Consider the following 23,940-nt stretch of genomic DNA (forward strand, 5'->3'; position numbering starts at 1 on the left):
GGGGATGTCAGTGGCGGGCGGGACGGCGCAGGACCGCGCCACGCTGGATCGGGCCGACCAGTGCCGCGTACTGGCCGAGCCAGCCGCGCTCGGCCCCGGAGTCACCGGCGGTGACGGGCTTCCCGTCGCGCACGGGCTCGGCGTCGATGAGCCGCGCGTCGAGGTCGATCGAGATGGTGTCGCCGTCCTGGACCCCGGCGAGCGGACCGCCGTCGGCGGCTTCGGGCATGACCTGTCCCACGACGAGTCCGTGGTTGAGTCCGGACAGCTCGCCGTCGGTGACGACCGCGACCTGACCGCCGAGCCCCGCTCCGTTGAGCGCGGCCACGAAGCTCGCGGCGAAGACCGTCCCCGGGCCGCCGCGCGGGCCCATGCCTCGCAGGACGATCACCTGTCCCGGCTCGATCCCGCCGTCGCCCAGTGCGGTGATCGCCTCGTCCTCACCGGCGAACACCTTGGCCGGTCCGGAGAACTGCCGCCGTGCCGCTCCGACGCCGGCGACCTTCACGATCGCGCCGTCGGGCGCCAGCGAACCACGCAGGATCAGCAGACCGGGCTCGTCGGCCACGGGGTTGTCGAGCGGGTGCACGACATCGCCGTCCGGTTCGGCCGCGCCGCCGATCAGCTCGGCCACCGTACGGCCGGAGACGGTCGGCGCGTCCGTGTGCAGCCGCGGCGCCAGGGCGCGCAGCACTGTCCGCACCCCGCCGACCCGGTCGAGGTCCCACACCTGGTGTGTGCCGTTGGGGCGGATCGCGGCGAGCTGCTTGGCGCCGCGGCCCTTCTCCTCGAACAGCGCCACCACGTCGAGGTCGAGGTCGGCTTCGGCGGCCACCGCGGTGAGATGGCGGACGCAGTTGACCGAGCCGCCCAGCGCCAGCGCCACTTCGACCGCGTTCTCGATGGCGTCGCGGGTCAGCACCTTCCGTGCGGTGAGTCCCTCGTGGACGAGTTCGACGGCTCGTCTTCCGGCGGCCGCGGCACGTTCGAGCATCGGCTCGGAGTTGGCGCGCGTCGGCGCGGAGCCCGGCATCGTCATGCCCAGGGCCTCGGCGAGCACATGCATGGTGTTCGCCGTCGCCAGACCCGCGCACACGCCGGGGCCCTTGATGGCGTTGTCGGCCATCTCCCCCAGCTCGGCCACGCCGAGCCGCCCGGACGCGACCGCGCCGACCGATTCGTAGACCGAGTCGATGTCGACCGAACAGCCGGAGAACGTGCCGCCACGCTGGTAGCCGCCGATGACGAGGACCGCGGGGAGGTCGAGCCGGGCGGCGGCCATCAGATGGGCCGGTGTCGTCTTGTCGCAGCTGGACAGCAGCACCATGCCGTCGAGTTGGGCGCCTTCGACGGCCGCCTCGACATCGTTGACGATCAGGTCCCGGGTCGGCATCAGATAGCGCGCCTTGCGGCCGGCGCTGGTGACGAAGTCGCTCGGCGCGGTCGTCCTGATCTCCAGCGGCAGCCCGCCCGCCTCGCGGATCGCGTCGGCGACGACGTTCGCCACGTCGTCGAGGTGCGCGAAGCACACCGACAGCTTCGACGAGGTGTTGACGATCGCGATCTTGGGCCTCTGCTGGTCTTCGACGCCGATGCCCATCGCGCTCCACTGCGCGCGTCGGACGGCCCAGCGAGTGGTGCCCGGTTCGAAGTTGCTCCGCAACTGTTTCATGGGGAATCTCCTGTCAGGAAGGGGAAAGAGCGCTTCCGTTGGCCGCCATCGCCGCCCGGACCTCTCGGCCGTCGAGATCCCGGTAGGCGGTGTCCTTGTCCAGCGACAGCAGCGTCGCCACGGCGGCGGCGTGGCCGTACTCGAAGCACTGGGCGGTGACACGCGCCGACGCGAGCGCCTCGTGTTCGGCGCTCAGGCAGCGGCCGGCGACGATGATGTGCTCGCCGCGCTCGGGGACGAGCGTGCCGTAGGGCACCTCGTAGTAGTCGTCGAGCAGCCAGGACAGCTTCGGCCGGTCGCCGGCGTGCAGTTCGATCGGCCAGGGGACCCGGCAGATCCCGTCCTCCCGTTTGCGCGCCGCTAGCACGTCGTCGTTGGTCAGCCGGTCGATCCCGGCGATCGTGCGGGTCTGCCGGATCCCGGCCTCGACCCCGGTGTCCAGGACGAAGGCGTTCTCACAGCCCGGGATCCGCTCGGTCAGGAACCGCGCGTACGAACGGGCCTGCCGCCGCCCCAGGATCTCGGCCTCGGTGAAGTCGGCGGGGTCGATGACGTTGAGCATCCGCCCGTCCTGGCCCGCGAGCCGGGTCGCGTTGACCATCAGCTCGCCGGGCCGGGGAGTGGTGAAGATCCAGATCTTCTGCCGGGGCAGGTCCATACCCGCGTTCCGCGCCTGGATGATCTCCTCGGTGACCCAGGGCGGGCAGATCGTGTCCGTCCCGTAGAAGTCGAGGAACCGGCCGACGTCCACATTGCCGAGGCGGAAGAACATGGTCGGGTTCTGGATCACACCGTTGTCGCCGAAGGTGTAGCGGTACCCGGCCCGTGCGACGACCGCCGCGTCACCGGAGGCGTCGATCGTCCGGGCGGCGAGCACCACCGCGCGGCCCGCGTTGGACTCCACCACGACGCCGCGGTGGGTGTCCCCGTCGAGGACGACGCCCGTGACCGCGGTGTGGAACAGCACCCGGACCCCGGCCCGTGTCAGCAGATCGTCCGCGACCTCGCGCCACACCAGTGGATCGTGTGCGACGGTCCAGGTCTTGCCGTAGATCTGCGGCGGCGTGAGGCCGCCACGGGCCAGCAACTCCCGCCGGAACCGCTCGGTGAACCCCCCGACGACCTGCCTCGGCTCGCGGTCGGTCTCCGAGGCGAGGTACAGCCCGCAGATCGTGCCGGACATGCCGGCGACCGCCGCGCCGCCGGCGAAGCCGTACTTCTCCACGATCAGCACCGATTGCCCGGCCTCGGCCGCGACGACCGCCGCGGCGACCCCGGCCGGTCCTGCCCCGGCGACGAGCACATCGACCTCGGCCAGCACGCCGAGCCCCTGTTCGGGCGCGTCGCCGGTGAGGGTCCACACCGATATATTGGTCATGTATGGGTTGTACATCGAGCCCGACGGTAATGTCCAGAGCGAGCGGACAGTGAGCAGGAGGCGACCCGTGGCCAACAAAGCCGACCAGGCGTACGACGTGCTGGAGCAGATGATCACGTTCCAGGAGCTCCCGCCCGGGTCACTGGTGTCGGAGGCCCGGCTGATGGAACGCACCGGGCTCGGCCGCACCCCCGTGCGCGAGGCGCTGCAGCGGCTCGCACGGGAGCGCATGGTCGAGATCCACCCGAGCCAGGGCGTGTTCGTCGCCGCCACGTCGATCGAGGCGCAGCTCAAGGTGCTGGAACTGCGGCGCTCGATGGAGGAACTCGCGGTGCGGCTCGCCGCGCACCGCGCCACCACCGCCCAACGCGACCGCATCCTCGCCCTGGGCGAGGTCCTCAGCGCGTTCGACGGCGACGACCCCCGGGAGTTCGGGGACCTGCTCAAGCAGACCCACACGCGGATCGTCGAGGCCGCCCACAACGAGTACCTGTCGGTGGCGATGGCCCCCCTGCAGGGCCTCTCCCGGCGCTTCTGGTTCGCCCACCTCCGGAACCCGAAGGCGGAACTCGCCGAAGCGGCCCGCCTCCACGGCGACATCCTCCGGGCCATCTGCCACGGCGACGAGGCGAAGGCGTCGGAGGCATCGGTGCGGCTGAACGACTACCTGACCGACTTCACCTACCGGACGCTGCGGACCCAGTAGCCGCGCGCCCGCCGCGGGGGCACGCCCGTCGCAGGACCGCGCTCGTCGCGGGGAACGCGCCGTCGCAGGACCACGCCGTCGCGGGGCCGCGCCCGCCTCACAGGTGGCACCTCCCGGCGGCCAGCGCCGTGATCGCGCACTCGGCAGCGTGCCGTGCCGCGAGTGCGGCGGGAAAGGACCCGCACTCGTGGACGGCGCGGTCGGCCGGTCCGCTCGCGATCCGCCATCGCCAGGCGGTGCGTTCGGCGGGGAGCGAGGGGTGGGGCCAGACGGGCTCCGCAGCCGGGAGCGAGCCCACCGCCCGCAGGACCAGTACGCCGTGGCTCACCCCGCCGAGCACTGCGGAGGCACGCATCCCGCCGGTGTCGTCACCAGTCCACTCCAGCGGTGTCGGAGTCGACTCCGACACCTCCAGGAGGACGTCCGCGAGGTCGGCCAGGATCCGGTACAGCACGGTGCGCACAGCGTCGGCGTGGTCCCGGCCCCAGCGCCGCGGAGCCCGTTCGGCGATCTCGTCCACGAGGGTCCGCGCGGCGAGTTCGTCCAGGATGTCCCGCCGCACGGAGCTTTGCCGCACGGGGCTTCCCCGCACCGGGTCCTGCCGCGCCAGGGTGACGGCCGCGCCCCACGCGAGCTCCTCCCGGGTCAGGGCGGTGCCGCGGGCCAGCTCCCACAGGTCGGCCGGTCCCAGGTCGTCGACCGTGCGCCGGATCCAGAGCGCGGCCGCGTCCGACGACGGCGGGACCTCGGCGTTCAGCAGGCCCGCCCGCACCTCTGTGGCCGCGCTCACATCGCCCGGCTGCAGCACGCCCGGCGGCACCGATCCCGCCGCTCGGAGCACCTTCCCGCAGACTCGGCGTGCGGGACAAGGCCCGGAGGGCGGCGCCGGGCGCCCTGCCAGTGCGCACATGGCGTCCAGCAGTCCCGCCGGCGGAACCCTCAGGCCGGTGCACGCCTTCGGCAGACGCCCGTTCATCCCGCCCTCCGCCGAGGTCAGCCGTGCGGTCAGCCGTCCAACACGGCCAGGGCGTCGATCTCGACGAGCAGCCCCGGGGGAAGCCGCACGGAGACGGCGGTGCGGGCGGGGAACGGCTGGCCGACGACCGCGGCGTACGCCTGGTTCAGCTCGCCCATGTGAGCGGGATCGGTGAGGTAGACGCGGAACATCACGACGTCCTCCAGGCCGGCGCCGCCCGCCTTGAGCACGGCGGTGACGTTGCGCAGGACCTGCGCGCTCTGCTCGGCGACCGTGGTGCCGACGACCAGACCGGTGTCCGGATCGAGCGGGAGCTGCCCGGAGACCTGCAGGAAGGTGCCCTTGCGGATGCCTTGGGACAGCGGAGCCGCCAGGACGGGTGCGTTCTCGGTGGTGATGGCGGTTCTGGTCATGGGGTGATTCCTTGCCGGGTGTGATGACGGGTACGGGCCACGGGTCAGGTCCACGCCCGTCGTTCCCGGCCGCGGGGGTCGTCGAGCTGGGTCCACTCGGCGTCGATGCGCAGGGTGGCCCGGCGATCGGTGTCGTACGGGTCCCAGCCGGGGTCGCCGGTCCGGGCGAACCGGATCCAGGTCTCGTGCACCCGGGCGGCGAGACCGGCGGGCGGCTCGTCGGGGCCGAGCAGGGCGGCCGGTCCGTGGAGTGCGGGCAGGTGCGCGAGGTCGAAGACGAAGGGGAGGTCGACCGCGTGGGTGGCGCCCAGTTCGCCGTCCAGGGCGTGGGAGCGCCACGCGAACTCGTAGGCGAAGGTGGCCGAGCCGGGGTGCGCGGCGTGGGCGTCGGCCAGGGCCCAGCTGCCCGCGCCGAACAGCGCGTCCCCCATGATGGCGGACCGCAGCTCGGCGGCGGACGCCTCGGGGCGGGCCTTGCGGTACGCCTCGACGAGCTGGGCGGGACGCGGATGCGAGCGCGCCGCCGCCGCGTCGACGTCCTCGGCGGTGGAGGTGGCGTATCTGCCCACGGGGACCAGGTAGAGGTTGCCCTCCTCGGTGGTGGTCCCGACGAGCAGGTCCACCTCGGCGGCCAGGCCGGCGGCGACGGACGCGGCGGGCTGTGTGTCGAGGACCAGGCTGAAGGGGCTGAGCCCGATCAGCGGGTCGTGGTGCGTGGCGGTGCGCAGATCGATGCCCGCGAGCCGGGAGGCGGCCTCGACCAGGCGGTCGTCGGAGATCTCCGCGAAGTCCTCGGCACGGGGCTCGACGCCCAGGGCCTCGGCCGCCGCCCGGGTGACACGCGCGGCCTGCTCGGTGGTGAACGCGCCCAGGCCACTGCCGCTTTGGACGATCGCCCGGCGGACGAGGCCCGCGGCCTCGGGGGTGGCGAGGACGCCGCCGACGATGGTCGCCCCGGCCGACTGGCCGAAGAGGGTGACGTTGTGCGGGTCACCGCCGAAGGCGGCGATGTTCTCCCGGACCCAGCGCAGGGCGGCGATGACGTCGAGCAGACCGCGGTTGGCGGGCGCTCCGGGGAGGTCCAGGAACCCGGCGATGCCGAGCCGGTAGTTGAGGGTGACAAGGACGACGCCGTCACGGGCGAAGGCGGAGCCGTCGTACAGCGCGGACCGTGTCGACCCGGCGACGAAGCCGCCGCCGTGGACGAACACCATCACGGGCAGGCCGCCGCCCGCCGCGGCCTCGGGCGTCCAGACGTTGACGGTGAGGTAGTCCTCCCCTCGGCACCAGCCGTCCCCGAAGTAGGGGGACATGTCGATGGTGCCGAGCCTGCGCTCGGTCTGGGGCGCGTTGGGCCCCGGCACGGTGGCGTCCCGTACGCCGTCCCAGGGCTCGTGCGGCCGCGGCGGGGCGAACCGGCCGGCGCCGAGCGGCGGGGCGGCGTAGGGGATGTTCAGGAAGACGGCGGTGCCGGTGCCGTCCTGGCGCAGTCCGCGCACCGCGCCCCGTGTGGTGGTCGCGACGGGACCGGGTCGGTGGTTCATCTCTCGTCCTTTCCGCGGGTCTCAGAGCTGTTCGGAGTACGCGGCGAAGGGCGCCCAGCCCTTGATGGCGAACGCGCTGCCGTCGCGCGCCACTTCCGCCGCGCCGTGGCCGCCCAGGTGCGCGGGGATCACGAGGGCGTTGTTGTCGGCCGCCCAGCCCAGGACCTTGCGGCGGGTGGCGCGGGCGCCCGCGGGGTCCTCGCAGAAGCAGCTGTTGACGTCCGGCTCCAGGATCTGCACCGGGGTGTGCAGCATGTCGCCGACGAACACCGCGCGGTCCGAGCCGGAGGTGAGGGTCAGCACGGAGGCGCCCGGGGTGTGTCCGGGAGCGGCGTCCAGGCGCAGGTTGCCGTCGATGCGGTGGCTGTTCTCCCACAGCAGCGTCTGGCCGGCCTGGTGCACCGGGGCCACGCTGTCCTCGAAGACGTTCTGGTTGCCGTAGCCGGACCGCGGCTTGTGGCCGTTCTCCGGGTTCCAGAAGTCGAAGTCGTCCTTGGGCATCAGATAGGTGGCGTTGGGGAAAGTGGGCGCCCAGTGCCGCCCGTCCAGATACGTGTTCCAGCCGACGTGGTCGTTGTGCAGATGCGTGTTGATGACGATGTCCACGTCCTCCGGCGCGACACCGGCCCGCGCGAGATTGGCCAGGAATTGGGTTTCGAGACGGCTCCAGACCCGCGCGTACGGGCGCTCCTTGTAGTTGCCCACGCCGGTGTCGACGAGGATGGTCCGGCCCTCACTGCGCAGCACCCAGGTCTGGATCGCGGACACCACGACCTGGGTGTCGGGGTCCACGAAGTCCGCGTCGAGCCAGGAGGAATTGTCCTCCCACACCTCTTTCGAACTCTCCGGGAAGAAATCCTCGCGCTTGATGTCCACGGGTCCGAAGTATTCCCATACCCGGGTGACGGTGACATCGCCGAGCTCGATCTGGTCCATGGGTGCTCCTTGAGAATCCGGGGAATCGAAGAATGCGGGGAATTCCGTCGGGACATGTGGGGAATCCCGCCGGGGCTTCCGCCTGCTTTCCTGGAACCGTACGAACGCCCCCGGCGCACGCGGTATCCGTAAGGTGACTGCACCTGTGCACGGCTCGGGCGGCGGGCCCTCGCGCTTGTAATCTGGGCGGCGGACGGCGGGGCGGCTCCCGTCGGAGAGAGTCACGATTCCTGGAGACTCCGTGGACGAGCACACTGCCGGCGCCGGCGCGGTCAGCGGACCGGAGCCGGACGCGGCGGAGCCGATCGTCGGCCGGGACGCGGAGCTGGCACGTCTCTGCCACGCGGTGGACTCATCGGCCGACCCGCTGCTCATGCTCGTCGGGGACGCGGGCGCGGGGAAGAGCACGCTGCTGGACGCCGTGGCGCGCCGGGCCGAGGCCCACGGCGCTCGTGTGCTGCGTGCCCGCGGGAGCGAGTCGGAGTCGAGCCTCGCCTTCTCCGCGCTGCACCAGGTGCTGCGGCCGGTGCCGGCCGAGGTGGCCGCGCTGCCGGAGCGGCAGCGCGCGGCGCTGCACCAGGCCTTCGGGGCGGGTTCGGCCGCGGCCGAACCCGACCTCATGCTGATCGGGATCGCCGTCCTGGGCCTGCTGTCGGCCCTGGGCGAACGGCATCCGGTCCTGGTGGTGCTGGACGACGCCCAGTGGTGCGACCGGGCCTCCCTGGACGCGCTGTCCTTCGCCGCCAGACGGCTGGCGGGCGAACCGGTCACGCTGCTGGTCGGCGCCCGCGCCCAGCCGCCGGGGCTCGACCCTCGGGTACCGGTGCTCTCCCTCGGCCCGCTCGACGACGCCGCGGCCAACCGCCTGCTGGACCTCCGGCCGGAGCGCCCCACCGGCAGGACCCGGGCGCGCATCCTGGACCAGGCCGGCGGCAACCCGCTGGCGCTGACCGAACTGACGAGGGCGGCCACCGAACCGACGCGGGGGGCCACCGCGCACGACACGGCCGCCCAGCCGCCGGCCACGGGCCCGCTGCCGCTCACCGAACACCTGGAGCGGATCTTCGCCGCCCGCCTGCACGAGCTGCCCGCCGCCACCGCGCGGGCCCTGCTGCTCCTGGCCGCGATGGACACCGAGGACTCCGCGATCGCCGCCTCGGCCGGACTCGGGCACGCCGAGGACGACGCGTGGCCGCCCGCCGAGCGGGCCGGACTGGTCCGGCGGACCGGCCGGGACGTCCGGTTCCGTCATCCGCTGGTCCGGTCCGCCGTCTATCACGCCGCACCCTTCGACGCACGGCGTACGGCCCATCTCAGGCTGGCCGAGCTGCTGCGGGACGAACCCGACCGGCGTGCCTGGCACCTCGCCGCCGCCTGCCCCGGTCCGGACGCGGCCGTGTCGGCGGAGTTGGCCGAGACCGCGGACCGGGCTCGCCGCCGCGGCGGCTACGCGGCGGCGGCCAGGGCCCTGTACCGTGCCGCGGAACTCGCGCCCCGGCGCGCGGACAGCGCCCGGCTGCTGGTCGAAGCCGCCGCCACGGCCGTGTTCACCGGCGATATCGCCTGGGTGGAGGAGCTGGCCGCCGCGGCACGGGCGCGCACCGACGACGCGGCGCTGCTGGCCGCCGCCGCGGTGCAGGTCGGGCGGCTGGCGGCGATGACGGTGCGGCACACCGCGGTCTTCGCCCGGCTCACCGACACGGCCGAGCGGCTGACGGCCGCGCAGCCCGCCACCGCGCTGGACCTGCTGGCCGGCGCCGCCGTGGTCGGCTTCTACGGTGGACGGGACAGTCAGCGGCAGCGCGTCCGGGAACTCCTGCGGCGCCTTCCCGAGGACGCGTCACCCGGCTGGCTGCGCACCTGGGTGCGGGCCGTGTCGGACCCCTTCGCCGACCGGACCGAGCTGCTCGGTCTGCTCCCCCGGCTGGCCGCCGAGGTGGCACACCGGCCCGAGCGGCTCACCACTCTCGCGATCATGGCGTGGGTGCTGGACGAGACCCCGCGCGCGGTCCGCGCCTTCGACGAGGCGTTCGCCCGCTGGGAGCTGCGGGGGCCGCTGCCGGCGGGGCTGGGCGGCGCGGCCGCCTGGAGCTATGTGGAATGCGGGCGATGGGAACAGGCCCGTGCGGAGTGCGCCCGGGTGAGCGCGGTCGGTTCGGCGGCCGGCCTCGGCCACGCCGTGGCGTGTGCGGCCACGGTGGACGCCACCGTGCTGGCCTACCAGGGCGACGCGGCGGCGGCCCGCGCCCGCGTCGAGGACGCGCTCGCCCTGGTCGATCCGCTGGAAAGCCGCTCCGTGGCCGTCTACGCCCGGCGCGCGCTCGGCGCCGCGGCCGCCGCGGAAGGCGCGTACGAGACCGCGTACGACCAGCTCCGCATGGTCTTCACGGCGGATGGCGCCCCCGTGCACTACCACGCCTCCTACCCGGCCCTCGCGGATCTGGCCGCCGCCGCGGTGCGCGCTGGGCGACGTGAGGAGGCCGCCGCGATCGTCGAGCGCTCCGCACACGCCCTCGCGGCGGGCGCCTCACCTCGTCTGCGCGCGCTGATCAGCCGCGCACGGGGCCTGCTGGCCGACCCCGACGAGGCCGAACCGCACTTCCGGGCGGCCCTGGCCGACCCGGCGCTGGCGCACTGGCCCTTCGAACGCGCCCAGACCCTGCTGGATTTCGCCGAGTGGCTGCGGCGCCGGCGGCGCATCGCGGAGGCGCGGGGGCCGCTCACCGAAGCCCTGGAGACCTTCCGGCGTCTCGGCGCGCGCCCGTGGATCGAGCGCGCCCGAGCCGAATCGCGCGCCGCCGGCCTCGATGTGACGGACACGGCCCCCGACGCGATCGCCGCACTCTCCCCGCAACAGCAGCAGATCATCAGGCTGGCCGCGCGCGGGCTGACCAACCGGGAGATCGGCGAAAAGCTCTTCCTCTCCCCGCGCACGGTCAGCTCGCACCTCTACCGCAGCTTCCCCAAGCTGGGCATCACCGCCCGCTCCCAGCTGCGCGACCTCCTCGAGGACAGCCTCGCGACGGCCGGCCGCCACGGGCCCGGTTGACGCGCCCCGAGGCCATGGGACGCGGCCCGGACATGCACGGCCCGGTCAGGCGCGGCGCGGACAGGCGCGGCGCGGACAGGCGCGGCCCGGTCTTGCACGGCCCGGTCTTGCACGGCGCGGACATACACGGCCCGGACATGCACGGCCCGGACAGGCGCGGCCCGGTCTTGCACGGCCCGGTCTTGCACGGCGCGGACATACACGGCCCGGACATGCACGGCCCGGACAGGCGCGGCCCGGTCTTGCACGGCCCGGTCTTGCACGGCGCGGACATACACGGCCCGGACATGCACGGCCCGGACAGGCGCGGCCCGGTCTTGCACGGCCCGGTCTTGCACGGCGCGGACATACACGGCCCGGACATGCGCGGCCCGGTCATGCACGGCGCGGTCATGCACGGCGCGGGCGGCTACGCGCGGGACGGCTCGCCGGTCCGGAAGTAGTGGCCCTCGCCGAGGTCGTCGAGGAGCCCCGGCCGGGTCGGCTGCCACCCCACCAGCTCGCGGGTCAGGTCGCTGGAGGCCGATCCGTCGGCGGCCACCATGGGGGCGAGCCAGCCGAAGTGCTCGCCGGCGTCCTCGGGAGAGATGGCGGCCACGGGGAGGCCGAGATGCCGGCCGATCGCCTCGGCGAGGGTGCGGACCGGTACCCCCTCCTCCGCGACGGCGTGCAGCGCCGATCCCGCGGGTGCCTTCTCCAGGGCGAGGCGGTACAGGTGTGCGGCGTCCAGCCGGTGCACGGCCGGCCAGCGGTTCGACCCGTCGCCGACATAGCCGGAGACGCCCTTGGCGCGGGCGATGTCGATCAGGGTCGGGACGAAGCCCCGGTCGCCCTCGCCGTGCACCGAGGGGGCGGGGCGTACCACGGACGAGCGCACGCCGCGCGACGCCAGCGAGAGCATCGCCTGATGGGCGGCGGCTCGCGGCGTCGCCGCGGGGTCCTGCGCGTCCCGCTCGGTCGCCACCCGGCCGGGCGCGAGTCCCAGGACGCCGGTGGTGATCACGAAGGGGCGGTCGGTGCCCTCGAGGGCGCCGCCGATCGCTTCGATGGCCGCCAGATCGGTGCGGGCCGCCTCGGCGAACCGCGAGAAGTCGTGGACGAACGCGAGATGGATGACCCCGTCGGACGCGGCGGCACCCGCGCGCAGGCTGTCGAGGTCCTCCAGGGAGCCTCGGTGCACCTCGGCCCCGGCCGCGGCGAGGGCGGCGGCGGAAGCGTCCGAGCGGGCGAGGCCGAGGACGTGGTGACCGGCGTCGATGAGTTCGGGAACGACGGCGGAGCCGATGAAGCCGGACGCACCGGTGACGAATACGCGCATGAGAGCTACTCCGGGTGAGTGGATGCCGCCCCGCGCACACCTGTGGCGAGGACAGTCATGTCAGTGACTGTTATCAACAGTACCACCACCCATGACAGCGACTGTCATCACGTAGGATGCGCGGTATGGGTCGATGGGAGCCGAACGCACGTGGCCGGCTGGCGCAGGCTGCGCTGGAGCTGTACATCGAGCACGGCTTCGAGCAGACGACGGTTGCCAAGATCACCGAACGGGCGGGACTGACGGAACGCACCTTCTTCCGGCACTTCGCCGACAAACGCGAGGTCCTGTTCGCCGGTACGGGCAGGATGCTGGACCACTGCGTGAGCGCCGTCGCCGAGGCCCCCGACGCCGCGACGCCGATGGAGATGATCGCCGCGGCCCTGGACGCCATGGCAACCGAGTTCCAGGGGCGCGCCGAACTCATCCGGCAGCGCCAGGCCGTCATCGACGCCCACCCCGAGCTGCGGGAACGGGAGCTGATCAAGCTCGCGACCTGGGCCGCGGCGCTCACCGACGCGATGTGCCGGCGCGGCGTGGACGAACTGACCGCCCACCTGACCGCCGAAACCGGGATCGCCGTGCTCAAGGTGGCGTTCGCACGCTGGATCGCGGAGTCCGATCAGCGGCCCCTGGCCCAGCTCATCGGGGAATGCCTGGACACGCTCGACACCGTGACCGCGAGCCGCTGACCGTACGCCGACGGCCCGGAAGGCCGTGACGCCGACGGCCCTGATGACCGAAACGCCGACGGCCTGGGCAGCTCGTCGCTGCCCAGGCCGTCGGTGTCGCCGCGCTGACCGGGCCGGCTCAGCCGTCCCGCACCGTGGTCCGGGCCAGCGGCAGCCCCGCCGTCTCGCGGAAGGAGAACAGCACCACCAGCGCCGAGACGACCGCCAGGGCCATCAGGTAGAACCCGGGCGCGAGCGGTGTGCCCGCGAGGGTGACCAGTCCGGTCGCCACGAACGGCGCCGTCCCGCCGAACAGCACGTACGCCGCCGTGTAGCCGAGCGCCGAACCGCTCGCGCGCAGCTGCCCGGGGAACATCTCCACCATGGCCGGCACGTTGGAGGTGCCGATCACCGCCACCAGCACCGCCAGCACCGAGGTGCCCACCAGCGCGCCGGCCAGTGAGGTGCCGATCAGCCAGAACGCGGGCAGGGTCGCCACGGCGAAGCCCCCGCACGCGATGAGCAGCATCGGCCGCCGCCCGAAGCGGTCGCTGGCCGCCGCCATCAGCGGACAGGCGGCGCTGTACGCCAGCATCGCCACACACCCGGTCAGCATGGACTGGGCCTTGGTGTAGCCGATCTCCTCCGACATGTACGCGATGAGGTAGCTGCTCATCAGGTAGTAGCCGACCGCGTTGGTGATGCTGTAGCCGAACAGCGTCAGCACCTGCCGCCGGCACACCCGCCAGGCGTCCCGGATCGGGGCGTCGCGCACCGCCTCGCGCCGCTCCATGGCCCGGAAGACGGGCGTGTCCTCGATCCGGCCGCGCAGGTACAGGCCGATCAGACCGAGCGGCCCGGCCAGCAGGAACGGGATGCGCCAGCCCCAGCTGCGCAGCGCCTCGTCCTCCAGCGACCAGGTGATGAGCAGCCCGGTCAGCGACCCGGCCACCGCCGCGAGCCCCACGGTCAGCGCGACCACGCTGGCGTACCGGGCCCGGCGGCCCTCGGGCGCGTACTCCATGATGAAGGCCGAGGCGCCGGTGTACTCGCCGCCGGTGGAGAAGCCCTGCACCGCGCGGAGCAGGAACAGCAGCACCGGGGCGACGATGCCGAGCGTGGCGTAGCTCGGCATCAGGCCGATGAGCAGGGTCGAGCCGCTCATGCACAGCACGCTCAGCGCCAGCATCCGGTTGCGGCCGATGCGGTCGCCGTAGCGGCCGAAGAACACCGCGCCGATGGGCCGGGCCACGAACCCGCCGGCGAACACCGCCCAGGTGGCCAGCAGCGCCGCCGTCTTGTCGTACTGCGGGAAGAACAGGCCGGCGATGGTCGCCGACATCACCGCGTAGGCGCCGGAGTCGAACCACTCCACGAAATTGCCGATGGCGGTCGCCAGGGCCACCTTGCGCCGCTCGGCGGACGTGGCCGCCTCCTCGGGGGCGGCCGCGGGGGCCGGGGTGGCCGCGGCTCCCGGCGCGGTGGCCGCGCCGTTGACGTCGTGTCCGGTCACCTCGGTCCGTCCTTCCGGCTCGTCGCGCCCGCGTCGGGGGCGGGGGTGGGGGTGGTCGGGTCGGCGTCGCGGGCGCGCAGCGCGGCCCGCTGGATCTTCCCGGTGGCCGAACGGGGCAGTTCGCCGATGAATTCGATCAGCCGCGGATAGGCGAAGCGGGAGTGGTCCCGCTTCGCGTGCTCGGCGATCTCCCGGGCCAGCGCGTCGGACGGCCGGTACCCGGGGGCCAACTCGATCCACGCCTTGACCGCCTGGCCGCGCACCGGGTCGGGCACGCCCACCACACCGGCGTCGGCGACGGCGGGGTGGGTGCGCAGGACCGCCTCCACTTCGTACGGACCGACACGGTACCCGGAGGTCTTGATCACGTCGTCGGTGCGGCCCAGGAACCAGAAGTAGCCGTCCGCGTCGCGCACCGCCTGGTCCTTGGTGTGGTACCACGGCCCGCCGAAGGTCTCCGCGGACGCCTCGGGCCGCTCCCAGTACCCGAGCGGGAACTGCGGGTTCGACCGGGCGCGCAGGCAGATCTCGCCGGGCTCGCCGTCCGGGACCTCGGTGCCGGACTCGTCCAGCAGGGCCACGTCCCAACCGGGCAGCGGGCGGCCCATCGAACCCGGCTTGACCGGCACGCCGGGGAAGTTGCCGAGCAGCGGGTAGGACTCGGTGGAGCCGTAGTAGTCGAGCGGGGTGACGCCGAACTGGTCGCGGAACCAGGTGATGAGGTCCTCGGTCAGCGGCTCGTTGGAGCAGCACACCACGCGCAGCGCCTGCGGGTGGCGGGTGCCCGCGTCCGGCACCTCCTGCCGCATCTTGCGCAGGAAGGTGGGGTTCACCAGGGCGGTGGTGACCTTGTTGCGGGACATGCTGGCGAGCAGGCCCGCCGGGTCGAAACCGGCGGCCGGCCGGTACACCAGGTGCACCGCGCCCGCCCGCAGCGGGCCCATCAGCTTCGCCATCGACCAGGCCCAGTCGCCCGCGCCGTAGAACACGTCGCCGGGCCGCAGGTCGTGGCAGTAGCGGAACTCGTTGTGGCCCAGCAGGGTGCGGTGGGCGTGCACGATGCCCTTGGCGGCCCCGGTGGTGCCCGAGGTGTAGAAGATCAGCGCCGGGTCGTCGGGGGCCGTGTCGGCGGTGGTGAACTCCGGCGCGAGCGCCTCGATGGCGGGGTCGTCCACGTCGACGACGGTGCCGTCGAAACCGGCCGCGCGGTGCGCGGCGGCGGCCTCGGTCACCAGGACCGAGGCGCCGGAGTCGGCGAGCCGGTAGCGGATCGGCTCGTCCGCCCACAACAGCGACATCGTCACCAGGATCGCCCCGGTGCGCAGCACGCCGAGATAGGTGGCCGGGGTGTCGGGCCGCTGCGGCAGCAGGACGGCGACCCGGTCGCCCTTGCGCACCCCGAGGGCGTGCAGATGCGCGGCGACCTGCCGGGAACGGTCCTGGATCCGCTGCCAGCGGACCTCCTCACGGTGGCCGGTGTGGTCCTCGAAGACGAGCGCGAGCCGGTCGCCGGGGTGCCGGTCGGCCACGTCGGCGGCCATGTTGTACCGCTCGGGAACCTCCCACCGGTGGTTGTCGACGAGGCCGCGGTAGGCGGCCTCGGCGTCCTGGGTGTCCTGGGTGTCCTGGGTGTCCTGGACGTCCTGGGCGGGATCGGCGGCGGTGACGCCGGTGGACATGGCGAGTCCTCCTCGGTGCGCGGGAACGGGATGTCGGGGGGCGGCGGGGATATCGGCGGGCGGGGATGCCGGGGGACGGGGACGCCGGCGGGCGGGGACGCCGGGGCGGCGGTGGGCGGAGGCGATCAGCGGCGGCGGCCGGCCAGGAAGCGGGCCATCTCGCGCTGCGGCTCCCCGGTGGCGTACGCGGCCACATGGACCTTCTTGGCGGCCTCGATCGCCTCGTCCAGCCCGGCGTCGTCCAGTTCGCGCAGCCGGCCCTTGGTGAGCGCGACCGCGCCGGGCGGGAGCTGGGCCAGCCGGGACGCCTCGCCGAGGGCCTCCTCCTTGACGCGGTCCTCGTCGACCAGGCGGTTCAGCAGCCCGAGCCGCAGTGCCTCGGCGCCGTCCACGAGCCGTCCGGTGAGGGCGAATTCGGCGGTCTTCGCCCGGCCGAGGATGCCGCGCATCGCCCAGATGCCGGTGATGCTGGGGATGCCGGACAGCACCTCGGGCTGGCCCATGCGCACGCCCGGGTGGCCGATCCGCAGGTCGGCGAGGAGAGCGAACTGGAAGCCGGAACCGGCCGCGACCCCGTTCACGGCGGCGACGACCGGCTTGTCCAGGGCGCGCACGGCACGGAACAGCCGGCCGAAGTCGTCGATCCACTCCTCGGCGGCGGTGTGGTCCTCGGCGTCGATCGCGGCGGTCTCCGCGAGGTCCTGCCCGGCGCAGAACGCCCGGCCGGTGCCGGTCAGCACGACCGCCCGGCACCGGTCGTCGGCGCCGGCGGCGGCCAGCGCGGCGACGAGTTCGGCGCGCGTCGCGGCGGTCCAGGCGTTGAGCTTCTCCGGGCGGTTGAGCGCCACCTCGACGACGTGGCGGCCGTCGTGGGCGGCGTCGGCCGTTTCCTCCGTCTCGCTCGTGGTGACCGGGTGACGGGTGACGACGACAGTGCTGGACGCGGACATGACGGCATTCCTTCCTGGGGCGGGGACGGACGGCCCGGTGGCGCGCGGGACACCGGCGCGCCGGGCCGGGGGTGACGGGGAGAGGGATGACGGGGAGGGGGCCGGGAGTGGGCCTCCCGTGGCCAGTCATGGAAACAGCCGGGGATGTGAGCTGGCTAACACCAATCGGGACTGCCCGCGATATCAGAGCGATATGGTGCGGCCATGGAGCTCCGCCATCTGCGCTACTTCGCCGTGCTCGCCGAGGAACTCCACTTCGGACGGGCCGCGGAACGCCTGCACATGGCCCAGCCCCCGCTCTCCCAGCGCATCCGGGACCTCGAGCGCGAGCTGGGGGTGCGGCTGTTCGACCGCACCCGGCCCCGCATCCAGCTGACCGAGGCGGGCGCGCTGCTGCTGGAGCACACCCGCCCGGTGCTGGCCGGGGTGGACACGGCCCGCGAGGCGATGCGCCGTCTGCGGCCCGGCGAGGCCGGGATGCTGCGGGTCGGCGTACCGCCGGACACCCGGCCGCCGGTGCTGCGCACACTCACCGCGGGCTTCGCCCGGCGGGTCCCCGACGTCCTGATCGACCTGCACGAACTGACCACCGACGAGCAGCTGGTGCGGCTGCGGGAGGGCGAACTGGACGCGGGGGTGGTACGGCACCCCTCGGACACGGTGGGCCTGGAGTCGGGCCCCGTACTACGGCGCGAACTCGGCGTGGTGCTGCCCGCCGACCACCCCTCGGCACACCCGGCCGACCACCCGTCGGCACACCCCACCGACCACCCCTCGGCACCCGGCGGGGCGCCGGTACGGCTGCGGGACCTCGACGGCGCGTCCCTGGTCATCTTCCCGCGGGTGATGGCCCCGCGCCTGTACGACCACCTGCTGCTGGTGTGCCGGGACGCCGGTTTCCTGCCGGGCGCCATCCGGCACGCCCGCAACCCGGACTTCGTCCACGGCCTGGTCCTGGCCGGCCGGGGGGTGCACCTGAACGAGGCACCGACCGCGCCACTGCCCGAGGGACTGGTGTGGCGCCCGCTGGACAACTTCTCGCTGGCCTGGCTGACCTCGGTGGTATGGGTGCCGACCCGCCACAACGAGGCGATCGCCGCGTTCGCCGACGCGGTCCACGAAAGCCTCACCGAAGCGGGACACCGCCCCCACGACCGCCCGCCGGCCATGTGAAGCAACCGGCTCCACCACACGAGCACCGTCCCGGCGGACGTCTTAAGGACGCAGCAAGACCTTGATGGCGCGACGCTCGTCCATGGCCTTGTAGCCCTCGGCGGCCTGGGCAAGGGGCAGGGTGAGGTCGAAGACGCGGCCGGGGTCGATGCGACCGGTCATGACGCGGTCGATGAGGTCGGGCAGGAAGCGGCGCACGGGTGCGGGGCCGCCCTGAACGGTGACGGCGGCTGGGACGGCATCGCCCACGATGCCGTCGGCAGCCTGCGCGCCGAGGCCGCCCGCACACCGGGCAACACCGACCTCGCCGACCTCATCGACGAGCTCACGACCCACAGCGACGAGTTCGCCCTGCACTGGGACGCGCACGACGTCGAGTACTACCGCAGCGGACAGCAACGCTTCCACCATCGCGCCATCGGCGACCTCGACCTCGACTTCGACGCCCTCGAAATCGCCGCCGACCCCGGCCTGACGATCGTCACCTACACCCTCGCTCCCACCTCGCCGCACACCCCCGCGTTCCCCCGGCTTCAGCAGCGCAGCTGATACCAGCCCGGCGCCGGCCCCGAGAAACGACACACGCGTGTGCACCTAGAGTTGCGAAGCCCCTCCGTCGACAGGGAACTCCGCTCCCGTCGAGAAGGTCGCATCGAACGCCAAGTACGCCACCGCGGCGGCCACTTCCTCGGACGTCCCCAGCCGCTGCATCGGGTTGGTGCTCCGGTAGGTGTCCTTGATCGTCTCGATGACGTCGGCGGGCACGGAGCGGTCCAGGATGCCCGAGTCGATCGGACCGGGGCTCACGGCGTTGACGCGCACCTTGCGCGGCAGCAGTTCGCGGGCCAGGGTGCGCGTCATCGACCGCAGGGCTGCCTTGCTCGCCGAGTAGACACTGAGCGCGTCGAGGCCCAGGACGTTCACCACCGAGGTGGTGAGGACCACGCCGCTTCCTTCGCGCAACAGCGGCGCCAACGCCTGCACCGTGAAGTACGGGCCCTTGGCGTTGATGTCGAACAGCTCGTCGTACATCTCCTCCGTCGTCGAGTCGAACGGCGCGGACGCGGTGACACCGGCGTTGACGAACAGCGCGTCCACCGCGCCGAACCGCTCCTGGACCGTGTCGGCCAGCGCCTTGATGTCCTTCAGGGACGCGGCGTCGCTGCGGACGGCGACCGCCTTGTCCCCCAACTGCTCCAGCGCGGCGTCCAGCGTGGACCGGGTGCGGCCGGTGATCAGTACGTGCGCCCCGCCGTCCGCGAACAACCGGGCCGTCGTCAGGCCCATACCGCTGCTTCCACCCGTGATCACGATCTTCTTGCCGTCATAAGTGGTCATGCCCTCAACCCAAATGCCCACCCGCCCACCCTGTCCAAGACCTGTTCCGTAAGCCGTCATGTCCCAGGCGTATGACCACACGTACCCTGGGCGGATGGACGTCGATCTGCGGCTCGTGCGCTATTTCACGGTCGTGGCGGAGTACGGCAACTTCGGCCGGGCCGCCACCAGGCTGCACCTGGCGCAGCCGTCGCTGAGCCGCCAGATCCAGCGGCTGGAGGCTCAGCTCGGCGTCCGGCTCTTCGACCGCTCGCCGCACGGCAGCAGCCTCACCGACGCCGGTCAGGCATTCCTTCCCAGGGCCCGGATACTGCTCCAAGAGGCCGAGCAAGCCGCTCGCACGGCCAGAGCCGCCGTCCAGCCCCGTACCGTCACCATCGGCTGCGCCGAAGGACTGGTCATCACCGCCTGTGTGCAGGAACTGCGCCGCCGGCACCCTGACAGCCAGGTCCGCACCCGGCACCTCGGCTGGCGGGACACGAGCGCCCTCGCCGAGGGACGGGTCGACGCCCTCCTCGCGTACAGGCCCCTGCCCTTCCCCACGGACGGCTTCAGGGTGACCAAGCTCCACGAGGAGTCGCGGGTGCTCGTCACGTCGGCGAGTCATCATCTGGCGCACGAGAAAGCCGTCAGCCTGCGGGCTCTGTCGGACGAGGAACTGGTGGCCTGCGTCAGCACTCCGGTCGTCTGGAGCACGCCCAAGCCCATCGGCGACCGCCCGGCACCACCCCCGCCCGCGAGCGACGACAGCTACGAGGACAAGCTGGAACTCATCGCCACCGGCCACTGTGTCGCGCTCTTCCCCGCCGGCGATCGACGCGCCGCGGTGCGCGAGGACATCGCCCTGGTGCCGGTCATCGACATCGACCCCTGCGAGGTCGTACTCGTCACACGCGCTGACGACCCCAACCCACTGCTCGGATCACTGGAAGACGCCGCACGTACCCTGCTCGGCCCAGCCTCCCCACGGGAGCACCACGAACTGCCGGTCAACTGACGAACCCGTACAGCCGAGGCACGCCCTGGACGCGAGGGGGTCGGCCTGAAGATCCGGTCGGCGGACAAGATCACCGGGTCAACGCGAGCAGCTCATCGATCACCGGCCCCTCGCCACCGCTACCGAGGTGGGCGATGGCCGCGAACGGGGCGATCACCTGGCTCCAGGCATGGAGCCGGTCGCCATCGAGCCCGCACGCCGCCGCCACGCGCGCGCAGCGGGTCTCGACGCCCTCCACCCCGGCGCCGGCCACGACGTAATCCACAGCGTCGAAGCACGGATCACCCATACATGCCTTCGGATCGATGGCCATCAGACCGCGCTCCGCGCCGCCGTCGAGCACGTTGCCCAGGTGCAGGTCACCGTGGAGCAACACGGTTGTCGCTTCCGTGTCCAGCAGCCGCTCGCACCGCTGGATGGCCCTGTCCCACCCGGTGACGTCCATCCGTGCACTGATCGCAGGCTCGGACAGCCGCCTGCCGACCCGGGCGAAGGCCTCCTCGCACCGGCCGCGCAGCACACGCGGCGGCCGCGGAGGCGGAGCGACCCCGTGCAACGCGGCGAGCAGGTCCGACCACAGCCCCGGAAGCGAAGCAGCGGACATGTCCTCCGCCGGCGTTCCGGGCAGGATCTCCTCCAGCACCATGGCACCCGCGTCCTCGATCCATCTGATCGTCGACCGCCAGGGCCTGCCCCTCTCACTCGGTATCTCCGCCGCCAACCTTCACGACAGTCAGGCCCTCATACCGCTGGCCCGAGGCATCCCACCCATGCGCTCCCGCCGCGGCCCCCGGCGCCGACGGCCCGCCAAGCTCCACGGCGACAAGGGCTACGACTACTCCCACCTGCGGCGATGGCTCTCCTTACGTCAGATCCCCCACAGCATTGCCCGAAAGGGCACCGAGTCTTCCCAGCGCCTGGGCCGACACTGCTGGGTTGTGGAACGGACGGTGTCCTGGCTGTCGGGATGCCGACGTCTCCACCGCCGGTACGAGCGCAAGCCCGTCCGAGCACTTCCTCGCCTTTACCGCCATCGCGGCAACCCTCATATGCCACCGCAGACTCACCAAATGAAATGCCCTCTTATTCGAGCAGGAACCGCGCTTGGGAGCCGGGGCCGGTGGAGTCCATCCAGAACGAGATGATCGCGTGTCGACTGGCCTGCGCCCAGCCCGATGGCGCGTATTCCTGCAAGGGGAGGACGAGCTTGGCCTGGTCAGCCCGAGCACGATCAAGTTCCCGGGCCTCGACCACGACATCCGCGGTCGGGCCGCCCCGCCCCCACGGCAAGGGCGTCTTCCTGCGACTGTCGAAGGTATCGCCGTGCCAGAGCACGCTCTTCACGGGTTCATCCGCGAGCAGATAGTCGACCCGGATGCCGAACATCGCCTCCGACGACTTCGGGTCGGAAGCCAACGTGTCGGCCGATATCTCCAGTTTCAGGGAATCCGGCAGCTTGCGGTATTCCGCGCCGACCAGGGCGGTTCCCGCGTTCCCTTCGACACCCACGTAGGCGATGGCCCGTACGGCGTCATAGCAACCGTAGGCGTTGCCCCGCACGGAGGTCGTGTTTTTCGAACCTGGTATCCGATCGGCGAATGTGTGCTTGCGGACCAGTTCGGCATCCAGGCCATTCCGGTCCAGGACCGGATGCGCAGACTTGGTACCGACCTCGATGTACGCGATGCCGGGGCCGGCTACGGTCACGGTCTTGGACAATGACCGGGGAAGCTCGTCAAGGGTGGTGGCCTCGGTGGGGACGAACTTGTTGTCGCTGTGTTCCAACGGACTGCCGTGCTTGCTGTCGATGAGGTAGACCCGCAACTCGGCCTCACCTCGGCTGGAGCTCTGAAGGTGAGACATCTGCACATCGATGCTTTGCGCTCGGCTGGTTTCATTCCACACCAAGACCGCGCTGCGATACTGGTCACTCGAGGCCATGGCGCCGATACCGGAAGGCAATTCCCCCTGTACCGAGCCGCGGCGGTCCGGCATCCGCGCATAGAGCTTCAAGGCATTGAACAAAGGAAGTTGGAGCGCCTCGCCTCCCTTGTATTCAATCAGGTGAGGAATCCAGCCACTGAAGGTGAATGTCTGTAGGTCGGGCACTTGCAGCGCATTCTTCAATGACACCATGGACCGCACCGCTTCCAACGTGGTCCCGCGACGCTTCCCCCACTCGTGCGGCTTGAACACACCGGACTGCGCCTGAATGATGGGAACGGTGTTGAAGTCGGTTCCCAGTGCATTGCGAGCAGCGGCGAACAGCTCGTCGAGATCCGCGCCATAGCTGTTCAGGGTGAGGTAGTCGAACGGCAGGCCAGAGTTGGCCTTGACTCGTTTCCGCAATGCATCGATCGTGGCTTGAAGGTGGGAGCGGCCACCTAGCTTCTCGCGGACGGGAGCGCTTGTCTTGATGAAGCTCGCCATACCGAACAGCCCTCGAGGAGCGATCGCATTCGTGTAGGCGTCGTAGATGTCGACCATTTGCCTGACCGAGGCGCGGTTCGGGGATCCGGTGAGATTGTGACTCGGCTCGTTCCACATGCACCAGCTGATCGGATAATCGCTGTAGAGCTTGGTCCACTTACCGATAGCATCCGCAGCGGCCGTCAAGTCGGTCGGCATGGGGAACAGGTGTGGCCGTTTAGCCTTTTCGTAGTCCCACCACTGCTTCGGCGCGCCCATCAACTGGATCATGATCTCCATGTTGCGCCGTTGCAGCCCGGTGAACAGCTTTTCGAGGAACTCATTCGGCAACACCGAGACCTCGTCGTTCTCACCCACCACGAAGGGGTATGGCGTCAACGAGGGGTAATCGGTCTCCGGAAAGCGGATCTCCCCGTCGTAGACCGCTGGCCGGATCTGGTCCATGTACGGCAGACTGTCCAGGATCTCAGTCATACTGAGGGCTCGCCCCACCCCGATCTTCGACTTGAGCAGCGGAAAGAACTTCGCCTTCCCAAAATCTACCTGAAGTGTCGACGAGGAGGACTTTCCCTCGGAACTGCTGCAAGCGCCGAGGAGAGCTGCGGTCGCGACCCCGGCGGCAGCCAGGACACCACGCCGGGTGTGCTCGACGGAAGTGGACTGAAATGGTTGTTCCATTACTGGTACTTCTTTCCTGAATTCGCGGTCGGCGCGGTAAGGAATGATTTCCCTGTTCGGGATCACGATTCACGTACTCCACGGCGATCACTCTCGCGGCGGCATCGACGAGTACATGGCTCGAGAGCCGAGGTTGCGCGGTGTCCGCAGTGGCCGAACTCCACCTCGATGCCGGTGCCGGTGCCGGTGCCGGTGCCGATGAAAGTGAGGCATGCAGGTCGCCTCCCGGTGCGGCCGTGGTGCGCTGCATACGTGAAGGAAGTGAAAATATTCGGTCGCAAAACCTCCGACTCCGACTTGCCAGCCTTTCATTCCGTCCGTGCACCGCACAGCGGCGGCCCCACGGACCCGTTCCCCTCTTTTCTCCTAGATGCACTACAGCGCACCTTGGTTCACCACAGCACGCCGCCACGCCGCCCGCACTTTCTCGCCCTTCTCATACTTCCCTCTCGCAGCTTTGCGGGCATCGCTCGCGCTGCACGCCTTCTGTGCAGTTTTGCCTTTTTCGTTCTCCCTGCA

At 71.7% G+C, this 23,940-nt stretch carries 18 protein-coding genes and 3 pseudogenes; 7 read left to right on the forward strand and 14 right to left on the reverse strand.

Features of this window, described 5'->3' with window-relative positions:
• Nucleotides 1–7 precede the first annotated feature (7 nt).
• Nucleotides 8–1,672 carry a dihydroxy-acid dehydratase gene (locus tag N6H00_RS13105; protein ID WP_268971832.1) on the reverse strand — a complete coding sequence of 555 codons (1,665 nt, stop codon included), beginning with the start codon at nucleotides 1,670–1,672 and terminating at the stop codon, nucleotides 8–10.
• A gap of 13 nt (nucleotides 1,673–1,685) precedes the next feature.
• Nucleotides 1,686–3,050, reverse strand: coding sequence for an FAD-dependent oxidoreductase (locus N6H00_RS13110; RefSeq protein ID WP_268971833.1), 1,365 nt, complete (start codon nucleotides 3,048–3,050; stop codon nucleotides 1,686–1,688).
• A gap of 67 nt (nucleotides 3,051–3,117) precedes the next feature.
• Here N6H00_RS13110 and N6H00_RS13115 point away from each other — a divergent pair, with 67 nt between their 5' ends.
• Nucleotides 3,118–3,756 carry a GntR family transcriptional regulator gene (locus N6H00_RS13115; protein WP_079079968.1) on the forward strand — a complete coding sequence of 213 codons (639 nt, stop codon included), beginning with the start codon at nucleotides 3,118–3,120 and terminating at the stop codon, nucleotides 3,754–3,756.
• A 97-nt stretch (nucleotides 3,757–3,853) separates the two neighbouring features.
• Here N6H00_RS13115 and N6H00_RS13120 read toward each other — a convergent pair whose 3' ends face one another.
• From N6H00_RS13120 to N6H00_RS13135, 4 genes are all read right to left on the reverse strand, one after another.
• Nucleotides 3,854–4,546 carry a hypothetical protein gene (locus N6H00_RS13120; protein WP_268971834.1) on the reverse strand — a complete coding sequence of 231 codons (693 nt, stop codon included), beginning with the start codon at nucleotides 4,544–4,546 and terminating at the stop codon, nucleotides 3,854–3,856.
• Between the two features lie 215 nt (nucleotides 4,547–4,761).
• On the reverse strand, nucleotides 4,762–5,145 hold the full coding sequence (locus N6H00_RS13125) for a RidA family protein (RefSeq protein WP_268971835.1): 384 nt from the start codon (nucleotides 5,143–5,145) through the stop codon (nucleotides 4,762–4,764).
• 44 nt (nucleotides 5,146–5,189) lie between these two features.
• Entirely contained in the window at nucleotides 5,190–6,689 is a 1,500-nt protein-coding gene (locus tag N6H00_RS13130) for a carboxylesterase/lipase family protein (RefSeq protein ID WP_268971837.1), read from the reverse strand.
• Nucleotides 6,690–6,710: 21 nt separating this feature from the next.
• A complete protein-coding gene (locus N6H00_RS13135) occupies nucleotides 6,711–7,625 on the reverse strand; it encodes an MBL fold metallo-hydrolase (RefSeq protein ID WP_268971838.1) in 915 nt (304 codons plus the stop codon).
• A 241-nt stretch (nucleotides 7,626–7,866) separates the two neighbouring features.
• Between N6H00_RS13135 and N6H00_RS13140 the strand changes: the two genes are divergently transcribed.
• On the forward strand, nucleotides 7,867–10,674 hold the full coding sequence (locus N6H00_RS13140) for a helix-turn-helix transcriptional regulator (protein WP_268971839.1): 2,808 nt from the start codon (nucleotides 7,867–7,869) through the stop codon (nucleotides 10,672–10,674).
• A gap of 409 nt (nucleotides 10,675–11,083) precedes the next feature.
• Here the strand turns inward: N6H00_RS13140 and N6H00_RS13145 are convergent, their stop codons facing one another.
• Nucleotides 11,084–11,992 carry an SDR family oxidoreductase gene (locus N6H00_RS13145; RefSeq protein WP_268971840.1) on the reverse strand — a complete coding sequence of 303 codons (909 nt, stop codon included), beginning with the start codon at nucleotides 11,990–11,992 and terminating at the stop codon, nucleotides 11,084–11,086.
• Nucleotides 11,993–12,117: 125 nt separating this feature from the next.
• On the opposite strand from N6H00_RS13145, the gene N6H00_RS13150 reads away from it, so the two are divergent.
• Entirely contained in the window at nucleotides 12,118–12,684 is a 567-nt protein-coding gene (locus N6H00_RS13150) for a TetR/AcrR family transcriptional regulator (RefSeq protein ID WP_268971841.1), read from the forward strand.
• A gap of 118 nt (nucleotides 12,685–12,802) precedes the next feature.
• Here N6H00_RS13150 and N6H00_RS13155 read toward each other — a convergent pair whose 3' ends face one another.
• The 3 genes from N6H00_RS13155 to N6H00_RS13165 all read right to left on the reverse strand — a co-directional run bounded on the left by N6H00_RS13155 (nucleotide 12,803) and on the right by N6H00_RS13165 (nucleotide 16,805).
• Nucleotides 12,803–14,176: an MFS transporter gene (locus N6H00_RS13155; protein ID WP_268971843.1), complete on the reverse strand. Its 1,374-nt coding sequence runs from the start codon at nucleotides 14,174–14,176 to the stop codon at nucleotides 12,803–12,805.
• Nucleotides 14,173–15,855: an acyl-CoA synthetase gene (locus N6H00_RS13160; RefSeq protein ID WP_268971845.1), complete on the reverse strand. Its 1,683-nt coding sequence runs from the start codon at nucleotides 15,853–15,855 to the stop codon at nucleotides 14,173–14,175. The genes N6H00_RS13155 and N6H00_RS13160 overlap by 4 nt, the downstream gene beginning before the upstream one ends.
• Nucleotides 15,856–15,980: 125 nt before the next feature.
• Nucleotides 15,981–16,805: an enoyl-CoA hydratase/isomerase family protein gene (locus N6H00_RS13165; protein ID WP_268971846.1), complete on the reverse strand. Its 825-nt coding sequence runs from the start codon at nucleotides 16,803–16,805 to the stop codon at nucleotides 15,981–15,983.
• Between the two features lie 204 nt (nucleotides 16,806–17,009).
• Between N6H00_RS13165 and N6H00_RS13170 the strand changes: the two genes are divergently transcribed.
• Nucleotides 17,010–17,978, forward strand: a complete 969-nt coding sequence (locus tag N6H00_RS13170) for a LysR substrate-binding domain-containing protein (RefSeq protein ID WP_268971848.1) — start codon at nucleotides 17,010–17,012, stop codon at nucleotides 17,976–17,978.
• 42 nt (nucleotides 17,979–18,020) lie between these two features.
• Here the strand turns inward: N6H00_RS13170 and N6H00_RS13175 are convergent.
• Nucleotides 18,021–18,197, reverse strand: a pseudogene (locus N6H00_RS13175) (IMP dehydrogenase); the annotation flags it as partial.
• A gap of 45 nt (nucleotides 18,198–18,242) precedes the next feature.
• Here N6H00_RS13175 and N6H00_RS13180 point away from each other — a divergent pair.
• Nucleotides 18,243–18,527, forward strand: a complete 285-nt coding sequence (locus N6H00_RS13180; protein ID WP_268976947.1) for an MmyB family transcriptional regulator — start codon at nucleotides 18,243–18,245, stop codon at nucleotides 18,525–18,527.
• 45 nt (nucleotides 18,528–18,572) lie between these two features.
• On the opposite strand, the gene N6H00_RS13185 is transcribed toward N6H00_RS13180, so the two are convergent.
• Nucleotides 18,573–19,316, reverse strand: a complete 744-nt coding sequence (locus tag N6H00_RS13185; RefSeq protein WP_268971850.1) for an SDR family oxidoreductase — start codon at nucleotides 19,314–19,316, stop codon at nucleotides 18,573–18,575.
• A 94-nt stretch (nucleotides 19,317–19,410) separates the two neighbouring features.
• Here N6H00_RS13185 and N6H00_RS13190 point away from each other — a divergent pair, with 94 nt between their 5' ends.
• The gene (locus tag N6H00_RS13190; RefSeq protein ID WP_268971851.1) at nucleotides 19,411–20,313 is read left to right on the forward strand and encodes a LysR family transcriptional regulator; all 903 of its coding nucleotides are present in this window, start codon (nucleotides 19,411–19,413) and stop codon (nucleotides 20,311–20,313) included.
• 70 nt (nucleotides 20,314–20,383) lie between these two features.
• Here N6H00_RS13190 and N6H00_RS13195 read toward each other — a convergent pair.
• Nucleotides 20,384–20,965 (reverse strand): annotated as a pseudogene (locus N6H00_RS13195) (aminoglycoside phosphotransferase family protein); the annotation flags it as partial.
• A gap of 4 nt (nucleotides 20,966–20,969) precedes the next feature.
• Here N6H00_RS13195 and N6H00_RS13200 point away from each other — a divergent pair.
• Nucleotides 20,970–21,387: pseudogene (locus tag N6H00_RS13200) on the forward strand (IS5 family transposase); the annotation flags it as partial.
• A 9-nt stretch (nucleotides 21,388–21,396) separates the two neighbouring features.
• Here N6H00_RS13200 and N6H00_RS13205 read toward each other — a convergent pair.
• Nucleotides 21,397–23,487: a hypothetical protein gene (locus tag N6H00_RS13205; protein WP_268971853.1), complete on the reverse strand. Its 2,091-nt coding sequence runs from the start codon at nucleotides 23,485–23,487 to the stop codon at nucleotides 21,397–21,399.
• Nucleotides 23,488–23,940: the final 453 nt, after the last annotated feature.

This window comes from Streptomyces sp. S465, from assembly GCF_026898115.1.
GTDB lineage: Bacteria > Actinomycetota > Actinomycetes > Streptomycetales > Streptomycetaceae > Streptomyces > Streptomyces luomodiensis.

Coding starts and splice junctions, on each gene's coding strand:
- N6H00_RS13125 (WP_268971835.1), bottom strand. CDS start 5,145: ATGACCAGAACCGCCATCACCACCGAGAACGCACCCGTCCTGGCGGCT.
- N6H00_RS13190 (WP_268971851.1), top strand. CDS start 19,411: ATGGACGTCGATCTGCGGCTCGTGCGCTATTTCACGGTCGTGGCGGAG.
- N6H00_RS13135 (WP_268971838.1), bottom strand. CDS start 7,625: ATGGACCAGATCGAGCTCGGCGATGTCACCGTCACCCGGGTATGGGAA.
- N6H00_RS13110 (WP_268971833.1), bottom strand. CDS start 3,050: ATGACCAATATATCGGTGTGGACCCTCACCGGCGACGCGCCCGAACAG.
- N6H00_RS13165 (WP_268971846.1), bottom strand. CDS start 16,805: ATGTCCGCGTCCAGCACTGTCGTCGTCACCCGTCACCCGGTCACCACG.
- N6H00_RS13105 (WP_268971832.1), bottom strand. CDS start 1,672: ATGAAACAGTTGCGGAGCAACTTCGAACCGGGCACCACTCGCTGGGCC.
- N6H00_RS13160 (WP_268971845.1), bottom strand. CDS start 15,855: ATGTCCACCGGCGTCACCGCCGCCGATCCCGCCCAGGACGTCCAGGAC.
- N6H00_RS13145 (WP_268971840.1), bottom strand. CDS start 11,992: ATGCGCGTATTCGTCACCGGTGCGTCCGGCTTCATCGGCTCCGCCGTC.
- N6H00_RS13150 (WP_268971841.1), top strand. CDS start 12,118: ATGGGTCGATGGGAGCCGAACGCACGTGGCCGGCTGGCGCAGGCTGCG.
- N6H00_RS13185 (WP_268971850.1), bottom strand. CDS start 19,316: ATGACCACTTATGACGGCAAGAAGATCGTGATCACGGGTGGAAGCAGC.
- N6H00_RS13130 (WP_268971837.1), bottom strand. CDS start 6,689: ATGAACCACCGACCCGGTCCCGTCGCGACCACCACACGGGGCGCGGTG.
- N6H00_RS13170 (WP_268971848.1), top strand. CDS start 17,010: ATGGAGCTCCGCCATCTGCGCTACTTCGCCGTGCTCGCCGAGGAACTC.